We start from the raw sequence: 12,424 nt of genomic DNA on the forward strand, positions 1-12,424 counted from the left end.
ACACCGAAGCCGACGGAGAAGCCGCCGGGGATCCTGATCTCACAGTCCCCAGTCTCTCACTCCTGCGGGCCCGGTCCCGGCTATCCGAACTTGAAGTTGCTCTCGTCGGTCTTGGCGTCCAGGGCCTCGAGCGTGTCGCGATGGATGCCCCGCTTGATGCCCGACAGGTTCGCGCCGCGGGTCGAGACCAGCGCCGACGCCCGGGCGACGGCCGCATCGAGCACCAGATCGCCTTCGACGGCGTCGTCGACGATCCCGGAGGCGAGCGCGTCGCCGCCGCCGTAGCGGCGGCCCGTCGTCATCGCCTCGACCGCGGTCTGTCGCGGCAGCCGGGAGGTGAGCAGCGACGACATACCCACCGTGAACGGCATGTTCAGGTTGACCTCGGGCAGGCAGTAGTAGCCGCGGTCGCTGCGCATGACCCGGAAGTCCTGGGAGATCGCCAGCATCGCGCCGGCGCCGAACGCGTGTCCCTGCACGGCCGCGATCGTCGCCATCGGGAAGGTCAGCAGACGCGAGAAGACCGTGTGCACCCGGTCCAGGTAACCGGGAAGCTTGTCCAGGTTGCCGAAGATCCAGTCGGTGTCGAGGCCGTTGGTGTAGAACTTCCCGGTCGCGGTCGTGACCAGCGCGGCGGGCCCCTCGTGCGCTTCGACCTCGTCGAGCAACGCGTGCGTCGCGTCGATCCAGTCGGGGTGGAACCGATTCTCGTTGTCCGTCTCACCCTCGTTGCCGAGGTACAGGACGAAGACGTCGCCTTGACGATTCAGGTATGGCATGGCCGCGATACTACCCGTGAGTAACATCGGGTGGCGGCACTACTGTGTCCGTTCATGGGCACACTCGAGCAGCAGGCCGCCGACGTCCTCGCCGACCGCACCGGAATCCCGAAGCACGCCGCGGCGGTCGTCCTCGGGTCGGGCTGGCAGGCCGCGGCCGACGCGCTCGGCGAACCGACCGCGGTCGTGCCGATGGCCGATCTGCCCGGCTTCGCGACCCCGTCCGCGGTCGGCCACGCCGGGACCGTGCGCTCGGTGCGGGTGGGCGACACTCCGGTGCTGGTGCTGCTCGGGCGGGCGCACGCGTACGAGGGCCACGACCTGGCCCGGGTGGTGCACCCGGTGCGGACCGCGATCGCGGCCGGCGCCGAGACGGTGATCCTCACCAACGCGGCGGGCGGCATCCGGGAGGGCATGAGCGTCGGTCAACCGGTCCTCATCAGCGACCACCTCAATCTCACCGCGCGCTCCCCGCTCGTCGGCGCGCAATTCGTCGACCTGGTCGACGCCTACAGCCCGCGCCTGCGCGACCTGGCCCGGGCGATCGACCCGTCGCTCACCGACGGGGTGTACGCGGGACTGCCCGGCCCGCACTACGAGACGCCCGCCGAGATCCGCATGCTGCGCACCCTCGGCGCCGACCTCGTCGGGATGTCCACCGTGCACGAGACCATCGCGGCCCGTGCGCTCGGCGCCGAGGTCCTCGGCGTCTCGCTCGTGACGAACCTCGCGGCCGGCATCACCGGCGAGCACCTCGATCACGCCGAGGTCCTCGCCGCGGGACAGGCCTCCGCCGCCCGGATGGGCGGGTTGCTGCGCGACCTGCTGGCCCGGTTGTGACCCTCCGCTTCGGCACCGCCGGACTGCGCGGACCGGTCGGCGACGGACCCGACTGCATGAACGTCGGTGTCGTCGAGCGCACGACGGCCGGACTGGCGCAGTGGCTGCGGGACAAGTGCCTCGGCGGGGGCATCGTCGTCGTGGGCCGCGACGCCCGGCACGGCTCGGAGGAGTTCGCGACCGCGGCGGCCGAGGTCCTGGCGGCCGAGGGCTTCGACGTCGTGCTGCTGCCGCGCCCGCTGCCCACCCCGCTGGTCGCGTTCGCGGTGCGCCGACTCGGCGCGGTTGCCGGGGTCCAGATCACCGCGTCGCACAACCCGCCCGCCGACAACGGCTACAAGGTCTACGTGCACGGCGGCGCCCCGCTCGCGGCGCCGGCCGACCGGGAGATCGAGGAGGCGATCGCGAAGGTCGCACGGATCCGGCGCGCGCCGGTGACGCCGGTCGACGACGCGCTCGTCTCGGCGTACCTCGACCGGGTCGCGACGCTGCCGTTCGGCACCCGACGGGCCGTCCGGATCGCGCTCACTCCCCTGCACGGCGTCGGCGGCGAGATCGCGGTGGCCGCCCTGCGCGCCGCAGGTTTCGCCGACGTCCACACCGTGGCAACACAATTCGCGCCGGATCCGGACTTCCCGACCGTCGCCTTCCCGAACCCGGAGGAGCCCGGGGCCACGGACGAGGTGCTCGCACTGGCCGACGCCGTCGGCGCCGACGTCGCGATCGCGCTCGACCCCGACGCCGACCGCTGCGCCGTCGGCGTCCCCGGGCCGGACGGCTGGCGAATGCTCACCGGCGACGAGACCGGCGCGCTGCTCGGCCAGCGGATCCTCGCGCACGCCCCCGAGAGCGCACTGGTCGCGACGACGATCGTGTCGTCGACACTGCTCGGGAAGATCGCCGCCGCGCGCGGTCAGCGGTCCGCCCGCACGCTCACCGGATTCAAATGGTTGGTGCGTGCCGGCGAGGGTCTGGTGTACGCGTACGAGGAAGCGGTCGGACACTGCGTCGACCCGGATGTCGTGCGCGACAAGGACGGCATCTCCGCGGCCGTGCTGATCGCCGACCTCGTCGCCGATCTGGCGGCCGTCGGACGCACCCTGCCCGACGCACTCGACGACCTCGCGACGCGGTTCGGGGTCCACGTCACCGGCCAGGTGTCGCGCCGCTTCGCCGACCTGGACGAGATCGGGCGCGCGATGGGCCGACTGCGCGCCCACCCGCCGACCGAGATCGCCGGAATCGCCGTCGAGGCGACCGACCTCGCATCGGTGCGCGGGCCGATGCGCACGGACGCGGTCGTGGTCGCCGGACCGGGACTGCACGTGACGGTCCGGCCGTCGGGCACCGAACCGAAGCTCAAGTGCTATTTCGAGGTGGTCGAACCCGTCACCGGCCGCGCCGCGCTGCCGAGTGCACAGGCCGCGGCGCGGGTGCGCCTGGACGACGTGCGGAAGTTCGCGCAGAACCTCTAGCGCGGTCCGAACTGGCGATCGCCGGCGTCGCCCAGACCCGGCACGATGAAAGCGTTCTCGTCGAGACCCTCGTCGACCGTCGCGGTGATCAGGCGCACGGGGTGACCCGAGTTCGCGAGCGCCTCGACGCCCTGCGGGGCGGCGACGACACACACGGCGGTGATGTCGGTGGCGCCGCGGGCGACGAGCAGGTCGATCGTGTGGACCATCGAACCGCCGGTCGCGAGCATCGGGTCCAGCACGTACACCGGGATGCCGGACAGGTCGGCCGGCAGCGACTCGAGGTACGGCACCGGCTGGTGGGTCTCCTCGTCGCGGGCCATGCCGACGAAGCCGACCTGCGACTGCGGGATGAGCGAGCTGGCCTGCTCGATCATGCCGAGCCCGGCCCGCAGGACGGGGACCAGCAGCGGCGGCTGCGCCAGACGGACACCCGTCGTGACGGCGACCGGCGTCTTGACCTCGAACTCTGCGGTAGGCGCGTCGCGGATGGCCTCGTAGATCAGCATCTGGGTGAGCTGCCGCAGCGCGGATCGGAACGTGGCATTGTCGCTGCGCTCGTCCCGCATCCTCGTCAGGAGTGCTGCTGCCAGAGGATGGTCGACCACCTGCGTTTCCATGACTGCACAGGATAGTTGGAGGGCACCCCTCCCCGGAAACGGCCCGAACCCGAATGGAACCGAATCGCCGCCTGCTGCGTCGAACACTGCGACGAACAGTTTCGATGGGGGATGCGATGACTGAATTCTCGGCGACCACGGCGGGAATCGCCGCGTTCGGGGCCACCGCCGCCACGTTGGCCACGCAGGCGGAAGCCGCCGGTGCCGCGGCCGCCGTGGCCGGCCCTGCGCTGCTCGGCCCGGTCTTCGGACTGATCGGCGGCGAGTTCGTCGCGGCCTTCGGCGGCGCTCAGACGGCCCACGCGGCGCAGCTCGAGCGGCTCGCGTCGGCGTGGGCGTCGATGAGCGAGGCCGCAATCACCACGGCGGCGACCTACGACACCACCGACGACGCCACTGCCGCGACGCTGAGCGCGACGGGGGTGGCGTCGTGATCGACGCGCTCGCCCGCCCCGTCGTCGACCTGCTCGGGGCCTTCGGCACCGGCACGCTGCCCGGCGGATCGCCCGCGGACGCCATGCGGGCGGCGTCCGACGCGGTCGACGCCGTGCACGCGCTCGGCCGGATCGGGATCAGCGACCTGGGCGGGGTGTGGACCGGCGTCGCCGCCGACGCCGCAGTCGACAAGGCGGAGGCCACCCAGTCCGCGTCGGTGCAGCTGTCCGACCGCGGCCGGGAGATCGCGGTCGTCGTCGAGGCCGCGTCGGAGACCGTGCGGGCCGGGACGGCCGAACTCCAGGCGATCCTCGACTCCTTCCTGTCGATCGCGTCGTCGGCGCTCCCCCTGTTGGCGACCCCCGCAGGCCTGACGATGCTGATCGGCGCGGCGGTCGAGCACCTCGGCCGGGCCCTCGCCGTCGTCGAGAAGGTGCGCGGCGAGCTCGCCGTCCACACCGCGAAGATGGTCGAACTCACCGCGCCGGATCCCGTCCCCACCGACGCCAGTACCGTCGCCGCGTCGGTGAGCGCACCCGCTCCCACCACCGCGGCCGCCGCCGTGCCGGGTCCGGTCACGCCGCAGACCGACGCCGCGAGTCGCTTCGTGTCGGCGTTCGCCGGCTCGTCCAGCGGGTCGTCGACGTCGTCGTTCGACGGCGGATCGTCCGCGCGGACCGCGTCGTACGACTCCAGTTCCGGCCGTGGCTCGGTCGAGACCGGGAGCGCCGCCGGGTCCAGCTCGTACGACCCCCGGTTCGGCGGCAGCGGCGTCGAGGTCGTGCTGCCCGACGGCAGCACCGCCGTCGCGCCCAACAAGGAGGCCGCCGACGCCGTTCGCAACGCGCTCACCCAGCAGGGTGTGCCCTACCAGTGGGGCGGCACCACCCCGGGTCAGGGCCTGGACTGCAGCGGGTTGACCCAGTGGGCGTACGGCGAGGCCGGCGTGCAACTGCCGCGCCTGGCCCAGGAGCAGAACATCGGCATACCGGTCGACCAGGCGAGCCTCATGCCGGGCGACCTCGCGGTCTGGGACGGACACGTCGCGATGGTGATCGGCAACGGGCAGATGGTCGAGGCCGGGGATCCCGTGAGTGTCAGCTCGATCCGAACCACCAACAGCGGCATGGGCTTCTACGGCTTCTACCGCCCCACCGAATGATCGGAGAATCATGACGACCGAACCGTCCCCGCCGCCCGCCACCGTGGCGGCGGCGATCAACCGGGCCCGCACCGTCGCGGTCCGCGCCACCGAGACCGGGCTGCCGGTCGAGATCCGCATCGACCGCGGCGAGCTGCGTTACGGCGGCGAGCACCTCGCTCAGGAAATCCTGCGGCTGTGCCGCGAGGCGGGTCGGGAAGCCGGGGCCCGCCGGCGCGACGACCTCGCCCGCGAGGGCATGCCCCGCGACGTGCTCGACCGTCTCGGACTGCCGACCCGCGCCGAGGTCGCGACCGCCGAACAGGCCGAGGACGAGTACCTCGAGGCACCGACGAGCTGGATGCACGGCGTATGAGCGCGAACGAGATGGACGCGATCGTGCGGCGCGCGACGGCACAGCTGAACCTGCTCGACGACGCGTTGGGGTCGCTGCAGGCCATCCGCGCGGAGGCGGTGAGCGCGGACGGGCGCGTGCGCGTGGAGGTCGACGGCAACGGCAGCCCGATCGGACTGTGGCTCAGCGATTCGCTCCACGATCTCGACGCCCGGGCACTGGCCGGCACGATCACCGACACCGCGCACCGGGCCGCGGCCGCCGCAGCCGCGGAACGCAACCGGATCACGAGCGCGTTGTTCGACACATACGGCGCGAGCTGATCGGTGTCCGGCTATAACTTTGGCCCCGACGTGGCTAGGCTTCCGGCCATGGCTGGAGACATCGTCCCGATCGAACTCGGTCTGACCCGAGGCGACCTCGTCACGTTGTGGGCCCCGCGGTGGCGCGAAGGCGACGACGAGTGGGAGGCGTTCCTCGGCCACGAGGAGGATCTCTACGGGTTCGGCTCGGTCGCTGCGCTCGCCGCGTTCATCCGCACCGACGACGACAACGACCTAGTGGAGCATCCGGCCTGGCCCGTCGTCTCCAAGCTGGCCGCCCCGGAGCTCGAGCCGGAAGAGAGTCACACCTTCGATCTGGTGGGTGTCCCCGAACTCGCCGCCGGCGACCCGGAAGCGCTCACCCTCACGGAGCTCGAGAGCACCTTCGACATGGTCCGCAACATCGGTGAGGTCTGCGACCTCGAACCGGTGGTGAAGTTCTTCGAGAACCACCCCGAGACGGCGTACCTGCGCGGCGGCGTGGAGCAGTTCGTCGGCCGCGACGGCGAGGCCCTGTGGGACCGCATCGGCACCGCCGTCGCCGAGGACTGGGACGCCGTCATCGACGCCATCGACTCCATCGTCGCGACGCCCGACGTCGACGCGGACGCCCTCTCCGTCGCCGAGGCGGAGATCCTCGCGGCCGAGGAGAACGTCGTCGACGCCGACGACGACGCCGAGGACGCCGAGGACTACGAGGAGTTCGACGCCGAGGATCAGGACGAGGAGCAGGAGGAGACCTTCTGGACCGGCGTCGGGATCGACCCGATCAAGATCATCACGCCGGTGACCACCTACTACTCGCTGCGCTGCTACCTCGACGAGCACGCGGTGTTCCTCGGGCGCGGCGGCAGGATCTCGGTCTTCGGCTCCGAGCGCGCACTCGCGCGCTACCTCGCCGACAACCACGACCACGACCTGGCCCGGGTCAGCACGTACGAGAACGTGCAGAACGCGGCCGTCGACGGCTCGCTCCACATCGAGGTCACCGACGAGAACGTCTACGTCCTGCCCGGACTGGCCGACGATCTCGCGGAGGGGCCCGACGCCGTCGACGCCGACCAGTTGGAGTTGGCCGTCGAGTTGTTCACCGATGCAGCGGACTTCGCGAGGGACGACGCCACCGACGCCGCGCTCGCGTCGTCGACCCCGCTGGGCTGGTACGTCTCGTACATCCTCGAGCCCACCCCCGGCCGGATGACGCCGAACCCGCCGTTCCAGGCGGAGGCCGAGACGTGGCGGGCGCTCGAGGCCGAGTTCGAGGCCCGGCTGCGACCCGAATAGGTCAGCCGATGAGGACCGCGTAGCCGGGCTTGATGACGTCGTCGATCAGGGCGAGGCGCTGATCGAACGGGATGAACGCCGACTTCATCGCGTTGATGGTGAAGCGTTCGAGGTCGCTCCAGCCGTACCCGAAGGTGTCGACGAGCGCCAGCATCTCGCGGCTCATCGAGGTGTCGCTCATCAGGCGGTTGTCGGTGTTGACGGTGACCCGGAACCGCTGGCGGGCGAGCAGGTCGAACGGATGCTGCGCGAGGTTCGCGACCGCGCCGGTCTGCACGTTCGAGCTGGGGCACAGCTCGAGCGGAATCCGCTTGTCCCGCACGTAGTTCGCGAGCAGGCCCAGGGTGACGTCGCCGTCGGGGCCGACGGTGATGTCGTCGGTGATGCGCACCCCGTGCCCCAGCCGGTCGGTACCGCAGAACGCGATGGCCTCGTGGATCGACGGCAGTCCGAACGCCTCGCCGGCGTGGATGGTGAAATGCGCGTTGCAGTTCCGCATGTACTCGAACGCGTCGAGGTGACGACTCGGCGGGTACCCGGCCTCGGCGCCGGCGATGTCGAACCCGACGACCCCGCGGTAGCGGAATCTGACGGCGAGTTCGGCGATCTCCCGGGACCGCGCGGCGTGGCGCATCGCGGTGAGCAGGCAGCCGATGCGGATCTTGTAGCCGGACTCGCGTGCCGCGGCCTCGCCTTCGCGGAACCCTGCGAGCACGTGATCGACCACCTCGTCGAGGTCGAGGCCCTCCTCGAGATGCTGCTCGGGGGCGAAGCGCACCTCGGCGTAGACGACACCGTCAGCGGCGAGGTCCTCGGCGCACTCGCGGGCCACCCGCCGCAGACCGGCCGGGGTCTGCATCACCGCGACGGTGTGCGCGAATGTCTCCAGGTAACGCTCGAGGGATCCGCTGTCGGCGGCGTCACGGAACCACCGGGCAAGTTCGTCGGGTTCGTCGACGGGCAGTCCCGTGTACCCGCACTCGGCGGCCAGCTCGGCGACGGTGGCCGGGCGCAGTCCCCCGTCGAGGTGGTCGTGCAGCAGAACCTTCGGTGCCCGGCGGAGGTACTCGAGATCCAACGGCGCTGTCATGGGTCGACGGTAGCCGCGGAATCCGTCGAAAGCGTGTCACGCGGGTTCCGGGTGTCGGAATCCCGGACGACGATCGGGTGTACCGGCCGACGTCACGCCCGCCCGGGCCCCGCCGAGTAGCAGCTGCCGGCAACATCCGCACGGCATCAGGATCTCGCCACTCCCGTCACAGCAGGTGAGCGCCGTCAACCGGCCACCACCACCGGCGACGAAGTTACCGGCGAGTACGCACTCCGCGCACAAACCGAGACCGTATGAGACATTTTCCACATTGCATCCGGCCACGATATGACCATCACCTGTGAGCGACCCAGCCCCCACGGGGTACCCGAAGTAGGGGGCACAGGACCGCAGCGACGCTCGACGAGCATTGTCGCGCAACAACTTCCAGCCAACCAGAGTCATAGGTCCCGATCCGACCACGCGCCCTGAATTGATGCAGAGGATCGACTTCCCGACCCGTTTACCGTATGGGAAGGCAAACCTAACAAGCATTTTCGGTCCCGTACGAACCACGGAGGGAATTAGTTCCCGGATTCGGTTGGGTTTAGAGTTCACAGAAGTCGGTTTAGGTTCTCGTCGAGCCCGAGCTGCGGTATATCCGAAAAGCTGTGCAGGCTCGACGCGCCCACCAAAGACGTTGGAGGCACAGCACTCGATGAGCAGCACGACTGAAGCCGCTCCCGCGAAGGAGCGCACCCGGTCGCTTTACCGGGGCGACCCCGGCATGTGGTCCTGGGTTCTACACCGGATCACCGGCGTCGCAACATTCTTCTTCCTATTCGTCCATGTCCTGGACACCGCGCTCGTGCGCGTCAACCCGGACACCTACGACCGGGTCATCGAGACCTACAAGAACCCGGTCGTCGGTCTCATGGAACTCGCGCTCGTGGCCATGGTGCTGTACCACGCACTCAACGGCCTGCGCGTGATGCTGGTCGACTTCTGGTCGAAGGGCCCGCAGTACCAGCGCCTCATGCTCTGGATCATCATTGCGATCTGGTTCGTGGTCATGATCCCGGGCGCCGGTCGCATCTTCTACAACATGTTTGCGGGGCACTGACATGACGACAGAAGCCAAGACTCTCGGCAAGGCGTACGACCGCCCCGCCAGCCTGGACAACCCCCGCTCGCCGCGCAAGCCGGCGAAGAACAACTTCGAGCTCTACGCGTGGCTGTTCATGCGTTTCTCGGGCCTGGCGCTGATCATCCTGGTCCTGGGTCACCTGTTCATCATGCTGATGCTCGACAACGGTGTGCACCGCATCAACTTCGCGTTCGTCGCGGGTCGCTGGTCCAGCCCGTTCTGGCAGTTCTGGGACCTGACCATGCTCTGGCTCGCCCAGCTGCACGGCGGTAACGGCCTGCGCACGGTCATTGCGGACTACTCGCGTAAGGACTCCACCCGGTTCTGGCTCAACACGATCCTCGTCGTGTCGATGATCCTGATCATGGGCCTGGGCACCTACGTCATCTTCACCTTCGACCCCAACATCTCGGCGAGCTAGGGGAGCAGAACCTTCATGCAGGAACATCGTTATGACGTCGTCATTGTCGGCGCCGGCGGCGCAGGCATGCGCGCAGCCATCGAGGCCGGGCCCCGCGCCCGCACCGCGGTCCTGACCAAGCTGTACCCCACTCGTAGCCACACCGGTGCCGCCCAGGGCGGCATGTGCGCCGCTCTGGCGAACGTCGAGGAAGACAACTGGGAGTGGCACACCTTCGACACCGTCAAGGGCGGCGACTACCTCGCCGACCAGGACGCCGTCGAGATCATGGCCAAGGAAGCCATCGATGCGGTGCTGGACCTCGAGAAGATGGGTCTCCCCTTCAACCGCACCCCCGAGGGCAAGATCGACCAGCGTCGTTTCGGTGGTCACACCCGCGATCACGGTAAGGCCCCGGTTCGCCGCGCCTGCTACGCCGCCGACCGCACCGGCCACATGATCCTGCAGACGCTCTACCAGAACTGTGTCAAGCACGACGTCGAGTTCTTCAACGAGTTCTACGCGCTCGACATCGCGCTGACCGAGACCCCCGAGGGCCCCGTCGCCACCGGCGTCATCGCCTACGAGCTCGCGACCGGCGAGATCCACGTCTTCCACGCGAAGTCGATCGTGTTCGCCACGGGCGGCTCGGGCCGCATGTACAAGACGACGTCCAACGCGCACACCCTCACCGGTGACGGCATGGGCATCATCTTCCGCAAGGGCCTGCCGCTCGAGGACATGGAGTTCCACCAGTTCCATCCGACGGGACTGGCCGGGCTCGGCATCCTCATCTCCGAGGCGGTCCGCGGCGAGGGCGGCATCCTCCGCAACGCCGACGGCGAGCGCTTCATGGAGCGCTACGCCCCCACCATCAAGGACCTCGCGCCGCGCGACATCGTCGCCCGCTCGATGGTGCTCGAGGTGCTCGAGGGTCGCGGTGCCGGTCCGAACAAGGACTACGTCTACATCGACGTCACGCACCTCGGCGAGGACGTGCTCGAGGAGAAGCTCCCCGACATCACCGAGTTCGCCCGCACCTACCTGGGCGTGGACCCGGTCACCGAGCTGGTGCCGGTCTACCCGACCTGCCACTACGTCATGGGCGGCATCCCCACCAAGATCAACGGTGAGGTGCTGCGCAACAACGAGGACCACGTTCCCGGCCTGTACGCCGCCGGCGAGTGCGCGTGCGTCTCGGTGCACGGCGCCAACCGCCTCGGCACCAACTCGCTGCTCGACATCAACGTCTTCGGTCGCCGCGCCGGCATCGCCGCCGCCGCGCACGCCGAGAACTCCGAGTTCGTCGAGCTGCCCGAGAACCCGGCCGAGAAGGTCGAGAAGTGGCTCGAGGTCATCCTGTCCGACCACGGCCACGAGCGCGTCGCGGACATCCGCACCGAGCTGCAGCAGTCGATGGACAACAACGCGTCGGTGTTCCGCACCGAGCAGACGCTGTCGCAGGCGCTCAAGGACATCCACGCCCTCAAGGAGCGCTACAACCACATCACGGTCCAGGACAAGGGCAAGCGCTACAACAGCGACCTGCTCGAGGCCGTCGAGCTGGGCTTCCTGCTCGAGATGGCCGAGGTCACGGTCGTCGGTGCGCTCAACCGCAAGGAATCGCGCGGCGGCCACGCCCGCGAGGACTACCCGGATCGCAACGATGCCGAGTACATGCAGCACACGATGGCGTACAAGGAGGGATCGGAGCTCATCTCCCCGATCCGTCTGGACTACAAGCCGGTTGTCCAGACCCGCTACGAGCCGATGGAGCGTAAGTACTGATGTCCGCACCTGTCATGGACAAGGACGCACCCGCGCTGCCGCCCGTTCCCGAGGGCGCCGTCATGGTCACCCTCAAGATCGCCCGGTTCAACCCGGAGGACGGCGAGGGTCAGCGCTGGGAGAGCTTCCAGGTTCCCACCCTGCCGACCGACCGTCTGCTGAACCTGCTGCTGTACGTGAAGGGCTACCTGGACGGCACGCTGACGTTCCGTCGCTCCTGCGCGCACGGCGTGTGCGGTTCGGACGCGATGCGCATCAACGGCGTCAACCGTCTGGCCTGCAAGGTCCTGATGCGCGACATGCTGCCCAAGGACGGCAAGCCGATCACCATCACCGTCGAGCCCATCAAGGGCCTGCCGGTCGAGAAGGATCTGCTGGTCAACATGGAGCCCTTCTTCGACGCGTTCCGCGCCGTGAAGCCGTTCCTCATCACGACCGGCAACGAGCCGACCCGCGAGCGCATCCAGTCGCAGGCCGACCGTGCCCGGTTCGACGACACCACCAAGTGCATCCTGTGCGCGTGCTGCACCACGTCGTGCCCGGTGTACTGGAGCGACGGCAGCTACTTCGGCCCGGCCGCGATCGTGAACGCTCACCGCTTCATCTTCGACAGCCGTGACGAGGGCGCAGCCGAGCGTCTCGACATCCTGAACGACAAGGACGGCGTGTGGCGCTGCCGCACGACCTTCAACTGCACCGACGCGTGCCCCCGTGGCATCCAGGTGACGAAGGCGATCCAGGAAGTCAAGCGCGCGCTGCTGTTCGCCCGCAAGTGATGCTCTCGTAAGCACCCACAGCACCACCGTT

Annotated in this window: 15 protein-coding genes; 11 read left to right on the top strand and 4 right to left on the bottom strand. The window is 69.3% G+C overall.

The window, feature by feature from the left end:
* Window positions 1-80: 80 nt before the first annotated feature.
* Window positions 81-779, bottom strand: a complete 699-nt coding sequence (locus tag EGT67_RS03260; RefSeq protein ID WP_127914566.1) for an enoyl-CoA hydratase/isomerase family protein — start codon at window positions 777-779, stop codon at window positions 81-83.
* A 54-nt stretch (window positions 780-833) separates the two neighbouring features.
* Between EGT67_RS03260 and EGT67_RS03265 the strand changes: the two genes are divergently transcribed.
* On the top strand, window positions 834-1,619 hold the full coding sequence (locus EGT67_RS03265; protein WP_127914567.1) for a purine-nucleoside phosphorylase: 786 nt from the start codon (window positions 834-836) through the stop codon (window positions 1,617-1,619).
* On the top strand, window positions 1,616-3,094 hold the full coding sequence (locus tag EGT67_RS03270) for a phospho-sugar mutase (protein WP_127914568.1): 1,479 nt from the start codon (window positions 1,616-1,618) through the stop codon (window positions 3,092-3,094). The genes EGT67_RS03265 and EGT67_RS03270 overlap by 4 nt, the downstream gene beginning before the upstream one ends.
* On the opposite strand, the gene upp is transcribed toward EGT67_RS03270, so the two are convergent.
* Window positions 3,091-3,714 carry a uracil phosphoribosyltransferase gene (upp, locus tag EGT67_RS03275; protein WP_127914569.1) on the bottom strand — a complete coding sequence of 208 codons (624 nt, stop codon included), beginning with the start codon at window positions 3,712-3,714 and terminating at the stop codon, window positions 3,091-3,093. The two genes, EGT67_RS03270 and upp, sit on opposite strands and share 4 nt — an antisense overlap.
* 116 nt (window positions 3,715-3,830) lie before the next feature.
* Here upp and EGT67_RS03280 point away from each other — a divergent pair, with 116 nt between their 5' ends.
* Genes EGT67_RS03280 through EGT67_RS03300 form a run of 5 tightly spaced genes read left to right on the top strand, consistent with a single transcriptional unit; the run spans window position 3,831 to window position 7,252 of the window.
* Window positions 3,831-4,148, top strand: coding sequence for a type VII secretion target (locus EGT67_RS03280; protein ID WP_127914570.1), 318 nt, complete (start codon window positions 3,831-3,833; stop codon window positions 4,146-4,148).
* Window positions 4,145-5,311 (top strand): C40 family peptidase, encoded by a 1,167-nt coding sequence (locus EGT67_RS03285; RefSeq protein WP_127914571.1) that lies wholly within the window; start codon window positions 4,145-4,147, stop codon window positions 5,309-5,311. Before EGT67_RS03280 ends, EGT67_RS03285 begins: the two co-directional genes overlap by 4 nt.
* Window positions 5,312-5,321: 10 nt before the next feature.
* A complete protein-coding gene (locus EGT67_RS03290; RefSeq protein ID WP_127914572.1) occupies window positions 5,322-5,666 on the top strand; it encodes a hypothetical protein in 345 nt (114 codons plus the stop codon).
* Complete coding sequence (locus EGT67_RS03295; protein WP_127914573.1) at window positions 5,663-5,968, top strand: YbaB/EbfC family nucleoid-associated protein; 306 nt, start codon at window positions 5,663-5,665, stop codon at window positions 5,966-5,968. The genes EGT67_RS03290 and EGT67_RS03295 overlap by 4 nt, the downstream gene beginning before the upstream one ends.
* A 48-nt stretch (window positions 5,969-6,016) precedes the next feature.
* Window positions 6,017-7,252 carry a primosomal protein gene (locus tag EGT67_RS03300; protein ID WP_127914574.1) on the top strand — a complete coding sequence of 412 codons (1,236 nt, stop codon included), beginning with the start codon at window positions 6,017-6,019 and terminating at the stop codon, window positions 7,250-7,252.
* Window position 7,253: 1 nt separating this feature from the next.
* Here the strand turns inward: EGT67_RS03300 and EGT67_RS03305 are convergent, their stop codons facing one another.
* Entirely contained in the window at window positions 7,254-8,342 is a 1,089-nt protein-coding gene (locus EGT67_RS03305; RefSeq protein WP_127914575.1) for an adenosine deaminase, read from the bottom strand.
* Between the two features lie 36 nt (window positions 8,343-8,378).
* Window positions 8,379-8,747 carry a cytidine deaminase gene (locus tag EGT67_RS03310; RefSeq protein ID WP_127914576.1) on the bottom strand — a complete coding sequence of 123 codons (369 nt, stop codon included), beginning with the start codon at window positions 8,745-8,747 and terminating at the stop codon, window positions 8,379-8,381.
* A 253-nt stretch (window positions 8,748-9,000) separates the two neighbouring features.
* On the opposite strand from EGT67_RS03310, the gene sdhC reads away from it, so the two are divergent.
* Genes sdhC through EGT67_RS03330 form a run of 4 tightly spaced genes read left to right on the top strand, consistent with a single transcriptional unit; the run spans window position 9,001 to window position 12,393 of the window.
* Window positions 9,001-9,405 carry a succinate dehydrogenase, cytochrome b556 subunit gene (gene sdhC, locus EGT67_RS03315; RefSeq protein WP_127914577.1) on the top strand — a complete coding sequence of 135 codons (405 nt, stop codon included), beginning with the start codon at window positions 9,001-9,003 and terminating at the stop codon, window positions 9,403-9,405.
* Between the two features lies 1 nt (window position 9,406).
* Entirely contained in the window at window positions 9,407-9,850 is a 444-nt protein-coding gene (locus tag EGT67_RS03320) for a succinate dehydrogenase hydrophobic membrane anchor subunit (RefSeq protein ID WP_127914578.1), read from the top strand.
* Window positions 9,851-9,865: 15 nt separating this feature from the next.
* Window positions 9,866-11,617 (top strand): succinate dehydrogenase flavoprotein subunit, encoded by a 1,752-nt coding sequence (sdhA, locus tag EGT67_RS03325; protein ID WP_127914579.1) that lies wholly within the window; start codon window positions 9,866-9,868, stop codon window positions 11,615-11,617.
* Window positions 11,617-12,393 carry a succinate dehydrogenase iron-sulfur subunit gene (locus EGT67_RS03330; RefSeq protein WP_127914580.1) on the top strand — a complete coding sequence of 259 codons (777 nt, stop codon included), beginning with the start codon at window positions 11,617-11,619 and terminating at the stop codon, window positions 12,391-12,393. The genes sdhA and EGT67_RS03330 overlap by 1 nt, the downstream gene beginning before the upstream one ends.
* Window positions 12,394-12,424 lie beyond the last annotated feature (31 nt).

This window comes from Prescottella agglutinans (genome assembly GCF_004011865.1).
Lineage (GTDB): Bacteria > Actinomycetota > Actinomycetes > Mycobacteriales > Mycobacteriaceae > Prescottella > Prescottella agglutinans.